Here is a 9,202-nt window from a genome sequence, read left to right on the forward strand (position 1 = left end):
CATCCTCAGGCGGTACTTCGCTTGTACAAGCATCTTGGCGCCAGTACCATTACCGCTCTCTTTTTCCGGCAGGAGCGGTTGCATGATTGCGGGCAGTATGGTGGCACTGGTCACACCCATGGATGCACAAGGTAATCTCGACTGGGACAGCCTGGGCAAACTGGTGGACTTCCACCTGCAAGAGGGCACCAACGCCATCGTGGCGGTCGGCACCACAGGTGAGTCGGCCACACTGGATGTGGAAGAACACATCGAAGTGATCGAGTTCGTGGTCAAGCGCGTTGCAGGGCGCATTGCTGTCATCGCCGGCACGGGCGCCAATTCGACCCGCGAAGCGATCGAATTGACCAGCAACGCCAAGAAAGCCGGCGCCGATGCCTGCCTGCTGGTGACGCCGTACTACAACAAGCCGACCCAGGAAGGCCTGTACCTGCACTTTCGCGCCGTTGCCGAAGCGGTCGATATCCCGCAGATCCTCTACAACGTACCCGGTCGCACCGCCTGCGACATGAAGGCCGAGACCGTGATCCGCCTGTCCACCGTACCGAACATCATCGGTATCAAGGAAGCCACCGGTGACCTGCAGCGCGCCAAGGACATCCTGGCCGGCGTCAGCAGCGACTTCCTGGTGTATTCCGGTGACGACGCCACTGCCGTCGAACTGATCCTGCTGGGCGGTAAAGGCAACATCTCGGTGACTGCCAACGTCGCACCGCGCGCCATGAGCGAGCTGTGTGCCGCAGCCATTGCCGGTGATGCGGTCAAGGCCCGGGCGATCCACGAACAATTGGCACCGCTCAACAAAACCCTGTTTATCGAATCCAACCCTATCCCCGTGAAATGGGCGCTGCATGAGATGGGCCTGATGCCGGACGGTATCCGTCTGCCGCTCACCTGGCTCAGCGAAGCCTGTCACGAACCGCTGCGACAGGCCCTGCGCCAGTCCGGCGTCCTGGTTTAATTGAGGAAGCACTACGCATGAAGCGATTGGCCGGACTTTCCGCACTTGCCTTGATTATCTCCAGCACCAGTGGCTGCGGTTGGATCTGGGGCCCGGAAGGCTACTTCCGCGACCGCGGTAGCGATTACCTGGAAGCCCAACAAACCGCCCCGATGAAATTGCCGTCGGACGTCAATGTCGCCAAGCGCCTTGACCCGTTGCTGCCGATTCCGCGCAACGTGGCCGACGACACCGTCAAGGGTGAATACGAAGTGCCGCGTCCACAGCCGTTGTCGGCCGTGGCCGATGCCAGCGACTACAGCCTGCAGAAGAGCGGCGACACCCGTTGGGTCATGGCCCAGCGCCCACCTGCCGAAGTCTGGCCGGTGGCCGTGCAGTTCTTCCAGGACAACGGTTTCCGCCTTGACGAACAACGCCCGCAGACCGGTGAATTCACCACCGCGTGGCAGCACACCAGCGAACTGTCGGCATCCATGGCCAAGCGCCTGCAGGCCGGTGGTGTAGCCAATGACAGCGAAGCCCGCATCCGCGTGCGTATCGAGCCAGGCGTGCAACGCAACACCAGTGAAGTCTACGTAGTCAGCGCCGAGCGTCCTGCCGGCAGCACCGCCAACGTCGACTTCACCCCGCGCTCGGTCAACACCGGCGTGGACGCTGCCCTGGTCGACGAAATGCTCGCCAGCATGAGCCGTATTTCCGAGAAGGGCGGCTCCGTCTCCCTGCTCGCCGCCGGTAGCTTTGACACACCTAGCCGCGTCAGCCTCAGCGAAGACGGCAGCGGCAACGTGGTGCTCAACCTGGGTGAAGACCTGGACCGCGCCTGGTCGAGTGTCGGCCGCGCGCTGGAGCACGGCGAATGGCGCGTTGAAGACATCAACCGCAGCCTGGGCCTGTACTACATCAACCTGGCCGAAAAAGCCGAGAAGAAAGACGACGAGCCAGGTTTCTTCAGCAAGTTGTTCGGCAGCAAGCCGACCAAGGAAGAGATCGAGACCCGCGCCGAGCGTTACCAGGTTCGTTTGAGCAAGGTAGGCGAAAGCGTGCAAGTCACCGTCGAGAAAAACATCAACACCGTGGCGCCGGCAGAAGTGGCGCGCAAAGTGTTGGGCGTGATTCAGGACAACCTGGGCTGATCCGATGCGTTTTGCCGTTCTCGGCAGCGGTAGCCAAGGGAACGGCACGCTTGTAGCCCATGACGACACGTACGTCCTGGTGGATTGTGGTTTCTCCCTGCGGGAAACCGAGCGGCGCCTGCTGCGCCTGGGGGTTCACCCCGCGCAGCTGAGCGCGATTCTGGTGACCCACGAACATGCCGACCACGTGCATGGCGTGGGTTTGCTGTCTCGGCGCTACAATCTTCCGGTGTACCTGAGTCGCGGCACCTTGCGCGGGATGCGCAAACCGATTGAGCCCGCAGGTTTGCTGGCCGGTGGCGAACAATTGCAGATCGGTGCCTTGAGCATCGATGTGATTGAAGTGGCCCACGATGCCCAGGAACCGACGCAATACGTATTCAGTGACGGTGAACGGCGTTTTGGCCTGCTCACTGACCTGGGTTCGTACTGCGCCAAGGTGCTGGACGGTTACCGGGACCTCGACGCATTGATGATCGAGTCCAACCACTGCCGTGACCTGCTTGCGCGTGGCCACTACCCGGCCTTTCTCAAGCAGCGGGTCGGCGGGCAGTTTGGACATTTGAACAACCACCAGGCGGCGTACCTGGTGTATGAGTTGGGCTGGCAAGACCTGCAACACCTGGTCCTGGCCCACCTGAGCAGCAAGAACAACCTGCCGCAGCTGGCCCGGCAATGTTTTGTCGACACCCTTGGGTGCGACCCGGACTGGCTGCAACTGGCCGATCAAGATTCAGGGCTCGACTGGCGACACATCGCCTAGCCCACCTACTTAGCAAGCGGAGCCCATCATGGAAAAACGTGAAGAACTCTACCGCGGCAAAGCCAAATCGGTTTACAAGACCGACGACGCCAACCGCTTGATCCTGCTGTTTCGTAACGACACCTCGGCGTTCGACGGCAAGCGCATCGAACAGCTCGACCGCAAAGGCATGGTGAACAACAAGTTCAACGCCTTCATCATGCAGAAACTCGAAGCGGCCGGCATTCCGACCCAATTCGACAAACTGCTGGGCGACAACGAATGCCTGGTGAAAAAACTCGACATGATCCCGGTCGAGTGCGTCGTGCGTAACTATGCGGCCGGCAGCCTGGTGAAGCGTTTGGGCGTGGAGGAGGGCCTCAAGCTCAACCCCTACACCTTCGAGCTGTTCCTGAAAGACGACGCCAAGGGTGACCCGTTCATCAACGAATCCCACGTGGTGGCATTTGGTTGGGGCACCGCTGAGCAACTGGCTCGCATGAAGGAGCTGTCGCTGAAGGTCAACGACGTCCTGAGCAAACTGTTCGACGACGCCGGCCTGCTGCTGGTGGACTTCAAACTGGAATTCGGCGTGTTCCACGACGGCTCCATCGTCCTGGGCGACGAATTCAGCCCGGACGGCTGCCGCCTGTGGGACAAAGACACTCGCAAGAAGATGGACAAAGACCGCTTCCGCCAGGGCCTCGGTGACGTTATCGAAGCCTACGAAGAAGTCGCCAACCGTCTCGGCGTACCGCTGTAATCGACGCAAGCATCTGATAGCACGGAAAAAAATCGCTTTTGCGCTTTGCTTCCAGGAAACAGGCTGTTATGATGCGCGCCGTTGGAGAGATGCCAGAGTGGCCGAATGGGACGGATTCGAAATCCGTTGTACCTTCACCGGTACCTAGGGTTCGAATCCCTATCTCTCCGCCATTATTGAAAAATGAAAAACCCCCGATAACTTCAATGTTGTCGGGGGTTTTTTGCTTTCAGTCAGAAACTGCATAATGAATTCTGCTACGGTCTTCGTTAATTGGCGCTTCGGACATCGGTCATGAATTTTAAAAAAGTACTGGCGCATTTGCAGGCTGAAGTTCCCGAGCTATTGGCTGTGTATGTGTTCGGTAGCCAAGTGACGGGTGAGGCAGGTAGTGAGAGTGATCTGGATGTTGCGGTCCTTTCTGCGGGAGTGGTCGAGCCTTTATTGCTATGGCAGCTTTCTGGGGAGTTGGCGGATATCGTTGGAGTTCCCGTCGACTTGCTTGATTTGCGCGCAGCCTCAACGGTAATGCAATACCAAGTATTGACCACTGGGCGTCGGCTCTGGTCCGGGAACGTCCAGGCGGGTCTATTCGAGAGCTACGTCCTGAGCGAAAAAACCGCGCTGGACACGGCAAGGGCTGAGTTGTTGGCGGATATCCAGAAGGAAGGGAAAGTTTATGGTCGATGATGTTCTCATCAATAAAGCAGCCAGCATTGAGCGGTGCGTTGCTCGCGCCCGTCAGGAATACGATAAAGATCCCACCAGCTTCGCCACAGATTTCACGCGCCAGGATGCGGCGATTTTTAATATTCAGCGTGCCTGTGAGGCAGCGCTGGACATGGGCCAACACTTGATTCGTCGTGAGCGCCTGGGTGTTCCACAAGGAGCTCGTGACGTGTTTGAGTTGTTATGTCAGGGCGGTTGGGTCAATCCTGCGTTGCTGACCAACCTGAAGAACATGGTCGGGTTCCGTAACATTGCTGTTCACGAGTACCAGACGCTTCAATTGCCGATTACTGTAGCGATCATTACAAAACACCTGGATGAGTTTCTAGCATTTAGTTCGCATATTTTGACCAAGGATGCGGGGTTGGAAAATAAACAAGTCTAATCTGTAAATTTTCCATCCCTCTGAATAAGTTTTCCTGCTGCGGTGTTCACCACACAGACCACTCAGGAAACGCCCATGAACAATCCCGCCGACCGCTACGACCGCCTGACCCGCACCTTCCACTGGCTGACCGCCGCCCTGGTGATCTTCATGTTCGCCAGCGCCCACGTCTGGGAAAACCTGGAAAAAGGCACGCCACTGCGCAAGGGCCTGCAATCGGTCCATATCTCCCTGGGCATCGCCATGGCGGTGCTGATCGCTGCACGTATCCTCTGGCGTGTGTTCGGCGGCAATCACCCAAAGGCCGACAATCACCCTGCGCTTAACGTGGCCGCCAAAATCGCCCACGGCTGTCTATACCTGTTGTTACTGACGCAGGTGACCCTGGGCTTCCTGTTCCGCTGGGCCCAGGGCGAGCCCTTCAACTTTTTCGGACTGTTCCCGGTGCCAGCGCCTTTTGTGATCGATCACGAATTGCGAGGCACCCTGGGTGGCCTGCACAACAATGTCGCCTGGGCGATCATCGTACTCGCCGGGCTGCATGCCTGCGCCGCGCTGTGGCATCACTACATCCAGCGCGACAGCACGTTGCGCCGCATGCTGCCGGCCCCTCGTGGCGATCTTCCCTACTGAGTTTGCTGCTGTACTTTCCCTATCGTTACGGAGCATGAATGCCATGAAGAATCGTCCCGAGCACGCCGTTGGTTACCGCACCGCTTTGTTCTTTGGCGCCTGTATGGCCGCCGCGCTATTGGCCGGCCAGGCCCATGCCTCCGGTGACGAATCGGCGCCGCCCAAGCCCAACTGCCCCAAAGGCCAGGTCTGGGATACCAAGACCGGCAAGTGCGTGCTGCAAACCAGCAAGGCCACGTCGGACGCCGACCGCACCGACTACGCCTATCGCCTGGCCAAGGACGGGCGTTATGAAGAAGCCTTGTCACTGCTCGACACCCTGCACAACCCGAACACCGCCAAGGCCCTGAACTACCGCGGCTACGCCACCCGCAAACTGGGGCGCACCGATGAAGGCATCAGCTACTACCTGAAGTCCGTGGCACTGGACCCCAACTATGCACAAGTCCGTGAGTACCTGGGGGAAGCCTACGTCATCAAGGGCCGTGTGGACCTGGCCCAGGAGCAACTGGTGAAGATCAAGGCGTTGTGCAGCACCACCTGCGAAGAGTACGAAGACCTGGCTGAAGCCATCGCCGCCGCGCCTCAGGCTTGAACCTGTGAGCGAACAGTCGGGAGATTGCCATCACCACAGACGCTGAGTTGCGCCGAGAGTTGAGCCAGCTGTTGCCACGTTTATGGCGATACGGGCTGGTGCTGTCGCGACAAAAGCATGTGGCTGATGACCTGGTGCAAGCCACCTGCGTGCGGGCGTTGGAGCGTGCAGGCCAGTTCGTGGCTGGCACGCGGCTGGACCGCTGGTTGCTGACGATCATGCATTCGATCTGGCTTAACGAATTGCGCGCCCAGCGAGTACGGCAAGGGCAGGGGTTTGTCGACGCCGAGCAGGCGTTGTCGTTCGACGGTGAAGCCCTGGCTCAGGACCAGGTCCTTGCCGCACAGGTGATCAAGCGCGTCAATGCATTGCCCGAAGCGCAGCGGGAGACTGTTTTTCTGGCCTACGTCGAAGGCCTCTCATACAAGGAAATTGCCGAAGTCCTGCATATTCCCGTAGGAACGGTGATGAGCCGGTTGGCCGCTGCACGCATGAAGCTGGCTGAAACTGCGCACTCAAGCGGCTTGTTGGATAAATCGAGCGGAGAACGACGATGACTCAAAATACACCACCGTCGGATGAACTGCTGGTGGCTTACCTGGACGGTGAGTTAGACCCTCAGCAGCGTCAGGTTATCGATAACCTGCTGGGGATCGATCCTGCCGTGACGGCCCGCTTGGAGCTGCTCAAGCGCGGCCACTTGCCGTTCAAATCAGCCTTCGATTCGGTTCTCGATCAAGCCCCTACAGAGCGTTTGCAGGTGATGCTCGATGCCTTGCCGCCGGCACAAACACCCACCCTGAGTCGACGCAAATTTCTCGCGGTAGCAGCAAGCTTTGCGGTGGCCGGTGTGGTCGCTGATCGATTGTTCATTACCTGGCCCCGGCCTGAGCCCGGTTCGGGCTGGCGTGCCTCGGTGGCCGAATACATGGCGCTGTATACGCCCCAGACCCTGGAAAACCTCAGCGCCGATCCCGACTCCCATATCGCCCAGCTGAGTTCGGTCGGGACCCAGCTCGGCCTGCCGTTGAACCCGGATGCAGTACACCTGCCTGGCGCCGAATTTCGCCGCGCACAAATCCTCGATTATGACGGCGTACTGATCGGCCAACTGACCTACCTCGACGCGCGCCACGGCCCGCTGGCGCTGTGCATTACGGCGGCGAAAAAAGGTGTGGTGGCCATGGCCACCGAACAGCGCCGGGGCATGAACGTGGTGTTTTGGTCCAGCCCGTCCCATGCGTTCATGTTGATTGGCAGAAACCCGTTCGAGGATTTGCAGATCATGGCGCGCAGTGCCGAGAAGGCTTTGTCGGCATAGCGTCAATGAGACGATGAGGGCGTCTGCAACGTCCGCCACCGAGCCGGCGTCGTCCCCTCCCAGGAACGAAACGCACGATAAAACGAGTTGGTATCTTCATAGCCCACCAGGCACGCGATCTCGTCTATCTCAATCGACGGCTCGGTGAGCAGATGCCGCACCACTTCCTGGCGGGTTTCCAGCATCAGTTGCCTGAAACTGGTGCCGGCCTCGGTAATGCGCCGTTGCAACGTGCGTTCGCTCATGCCCAGCTCCCGCGCTACCTCGACCATCTCGGGGCGGCCACTGGCCAGGAAGCGCTTGAGGGTGATCTTGACCTGATGGCTGATGCTGGCCGGTGTCGAGGCCTCCGCAAGCGCTGCCACCAGGCCCGGGTTCAGCATTTCGAGCATTTGCGGGTTGTACCCCGGAAAAGGTCGGTCCAGATCGGCGGCGTCCAGTATCAGCGCGTTGCGCCCGGCACCAAAACGCACGGAGCAACCGAAAAACTCGGCCAGTGCACGGCTGCCATCGTCCGGGCGAACCAGTTCGACCTGCAGGGGAGTGATCTGCGTCCGTGCTCCCCGTCGCCCCAATTCAACAAACGTCGCAAACGCCGCATCCACCAGCAGCGCAGGCGGTAATTCTGGCGTGTGCAACCAGTCGATGGTCACCGTACAGGCACGGCCATCCTCGCAAACCAGCAGGCGCTCGGGTGTGCACAATTGCTTGAAGCGGGCGAGGCGGTGCAGGCCATCGCGATAATCCCGGGCGATAAAAGCGGCAAAGCTGGAGGGTGGAAGCGCAGTGATATCCAGCCGCGTCACCAGTAATATCCCGACAGCCGGATCAGGATTAAGTGTGCGCACCGCCTCCCACAAGCGAAAGAATTCCAGCGTCGTCACCTGCCGCCGGTCTCGCCGCTCGCGGATATGCAGGGTCATGGGCAAGCGTGCCTGACGCAACACCACCGACGGCTCCAGCCCGACGCTCTGCAGCGCCAGCCAGAACACATCCGGTATGTTGAAACGGGGTTGGGTCACGTCAGGCATGCGGCACCTTTTTCAAAAGCGTGAGATTAATCCGAGGCCGACACGCTGAGGTCATGCCACTTTTTATCCGACTCGGCCAAGTCTGCTGCTGCCCGGGCGGCGTATTGCACGGCATCGCTGCCGATCAGCAAGCGTAGCGGGGCGTCTTTGTTCAGTGCCAGCTCCAGCACGATTTCGGCAACCCGGTCCGGACCCGTCGGCAGGATGCCGGGGGAGTTGAGCAATTCAACCAGGGCGCCGACCGTTTGTTGGTAGGGCTCACTGATGGCCGGAATCGTCATGGAACTGCCCGACCAGTCCGTGCGCATGCCGCCCGGCTCCAGCACGGTCACCTGGATGCCCAGTGGCGTGACTTCCTGTGCCAGTACTGTGGAAAATCCACCGACTGCCCATTTCGCACTCTGATACGCGGCCAGGCCGGCCATGCCGATGCGGCCACCCAACGACGATACCTGGAAGATATGCCCACGGCCCTGGGCGCGCAGCACCGGCACCACCGCCTTGCTCACGTGCACCACACCATAGAAGTTGGTGTTGATCTGCGCGGAAAAATCCTCCAGCGTCACATCCTCCACCGACGCCAGGTCACCGTAGCCGGCGTTATTGACCACCACATCCAGGCGACCAAAATGTTTCACCGCGGCATCCACCGCTTCCAGCACCTGCTGGTTATTGGTCACGTCCAGCGCGACCGGATAAATCGCCTCGCCGTATTCGGCCACCAGGTCATCCAACTGCTTGGGATTGCGCGCGGTGGCAACCACACGATCACCGGCGCGCAGGGCGGCTACGGTAATCGAGCGGCCGAGGCCGCGGGAACTGCCGGTGATAAACCATATCCTGGACATTCGAACACCTCTTCGTTTGAGACTGCGGGAGTAACCTGTGAACGAATGATGGTGGACGGGC

General features: G+C 59.8%; 12 protein-coding genes and 1 tRNA gene. 11 read left to right on the top strand and 2 right to left on the bottom strand.

The window, feature by feature from the left end; all coding sequences use genetic code 11:
• The first annotated feature begins 82 nt into the window (after nucleotides 1-82).
• The 11 genes from dapA (at nucleotide 83) to JV201_RS06710 (ending at nucleotide 7,262) form a co-directional block, all read left to right on the top strand.
• Nucleotides 83-961, top strand: a complete 879-nt coding sequence (gene dapA, locus JV201_RS06660) for a 4-hydroxy-tetrahydrodipicolinate synthase (protein ID WP_003211981.1) — start codon at nucleotides 83-85, stop codon at nucleotides 959-961.
• A 17-nt stretch (nucleotides 962-978) separates the two neighbouring features.
• Nucleotides 979-2,094, top strand: coding sequence for an outer membrane protein assembly factor BamC (bamC, locus tag JV201_RS06665; protein WP_008437851.1), 1,116 nt, complete (start codon nucleotides 979-981; stop codon nucleotides 2,092-2,094).
• Between the two features lie 4 nt (nucleotides 2,095-2,098).
• Nucleotides 2,099-2,857 carry an MBL fold metallo-hydrolase gene (locus JV201_RS06670; protein WP_003211977.1) on the top strand — a complete coding sequence of 253 codons (759 nt, stop codon included), beginning with the start codon at nucleotides 2,099-2,101 and terminating at the stop codon, nucleotides 2,855-2,857.
• 28 nt (nucleotides 2,858-2,885) lie between these two features.
• Nucleotides 2,886-3,599, top strand: coding sequence for a phosphoribosylaminoimidazolesuccinocarboxamide synthase (gene purC / locus JV201_RS06675; protein WP_003211975.1), 714 nt, complete (start codon nucleotides 2,886-2,888; stop codon nucleotides 3,597-3,599).
• An 83-nt stretch (nucleotides 3,600-3,682) separates the two neighbouring features.
• Nucleotides 3,683-3,772 (top strand) — tRNA-Ser (locus JV201_RS06680).
• Nucleotides 3,773-3,893: 121 nt separating this feature from the next.
• A complete protein-coding gene (locus JV201_RS06685) occupies nucleotides 3,894-4,289 on the top strand; it encodes a nucleotidyltransferase domain-containing protein (protein ID WP_087692601.1) in 396 nt (131 codons plus the stop codon).
• On the top strand, nucleotides 4,279-4,713 hold the full coding sequence (locus JV201_RS06690) for a DUF86 domain-containing protein (protein WP_008437859.1): 435 nt from the start codon (nucleotides 4,279-4,281) through the stop codon (nucleotides 4,711-4,713). The genes JV201_RS06685 and JV201_RS06690 overlap by 11 nt, the downstream gene beginning before the upstream one ends.
• A gap of 75 nt (nucleotides 4,714-4,788) precedes the next feature.
• Nucleotides 4,789-5,346, top strand: a complete 558-nt coding sequence (locus JV201_RS06695; protein ID WP_087692600.1) for a cytochrome b — start codon at nucleotides 4,789-4,791, stop codon at nucleotides 5,344-5,346.
• A 43-nt stretch (nucleotides 5,347-5,389) separates the two neighbouring features.
• Nucleotides 5,390-5,941 carry a tetratricopeptide repeat protein gene (locus JV201_RS06700; RefSeq protein ID WP_003211945.1) on the top strand — a complete coding sequence of 184 codons (552 nt, stop codon included), beginning with the start codon at nucleotides 5,390-5,392 and terminating at the stop codon, nucleotides 5,939-5,941.
• A gap of 59 nt (nucleotides 5,942-6,000) precedes the next feature.
• The gene (locus JV201_RS06705; RefSeq protein WP_003211943.1) at nucleotides 6,001-6,498 is read left to right on the top strand and encodes an RNA polymerase sigma factor; all 498 of its coding nucleotides are present in this window, start codon (nucleotides 6,001-6,003) and stop codon (nucleotides 6,496-6,498) included.
• Entirely contained in the window at nucleotides 6,495-7,262 is a 768-nt protein-coding gene (locus JV201_RS06710) for an anti-sigma factor (RefSeq protein WP_219406658.1), read from the top strand. The genes JV201_RS06705 and JV201_RS06710 overlap by 4 nt, the downstream gene beginning before the upstream one ends.
• A gap of 2 nt (nucleotides 7,263-7,264) precedes the next feature.
• On the opposite strand, the gene JV201_RS06715 is transcribed toward JV201_RS06710, so the two are convergent.
• Entirely contained in the window at nucleotides 7,265-8,293 is a 1,029-nt protein-coding gene (locus JV201_RS06715; protein WP_219406659.1) for an AraC family transcriptional regulator, read from the bottom strand.
• Between the two features lie 26 nt (nucleotides 8,294-8,319).
• Nucleotides 8,320-9,141 carry an SDR family NAD(P)-dependent oxidoreductase gene (locus tag JV201_RS06720; protein WP_003211936.1) on the bottom strand — a complete coding sequence of 274 codons (822 nt, stop codon included), beginning with the start codon at nucleotides 9,139-9,141 and terminating at the stop codon, nucleotides 8,320-8,322.
• Nucleotides 9,142-9,202 lie beyond the last annotated feature (61 nt).

This window comes from Pseudomonas sp. Colony2 (assembly GCF_019382755.1).
Taxonomy (GTDB): Bacteria; Pseudomonadota; Gammaproteobacteria; order Pseudomonadales; family Pseudomonadaceae; genus Aquipseudomonas.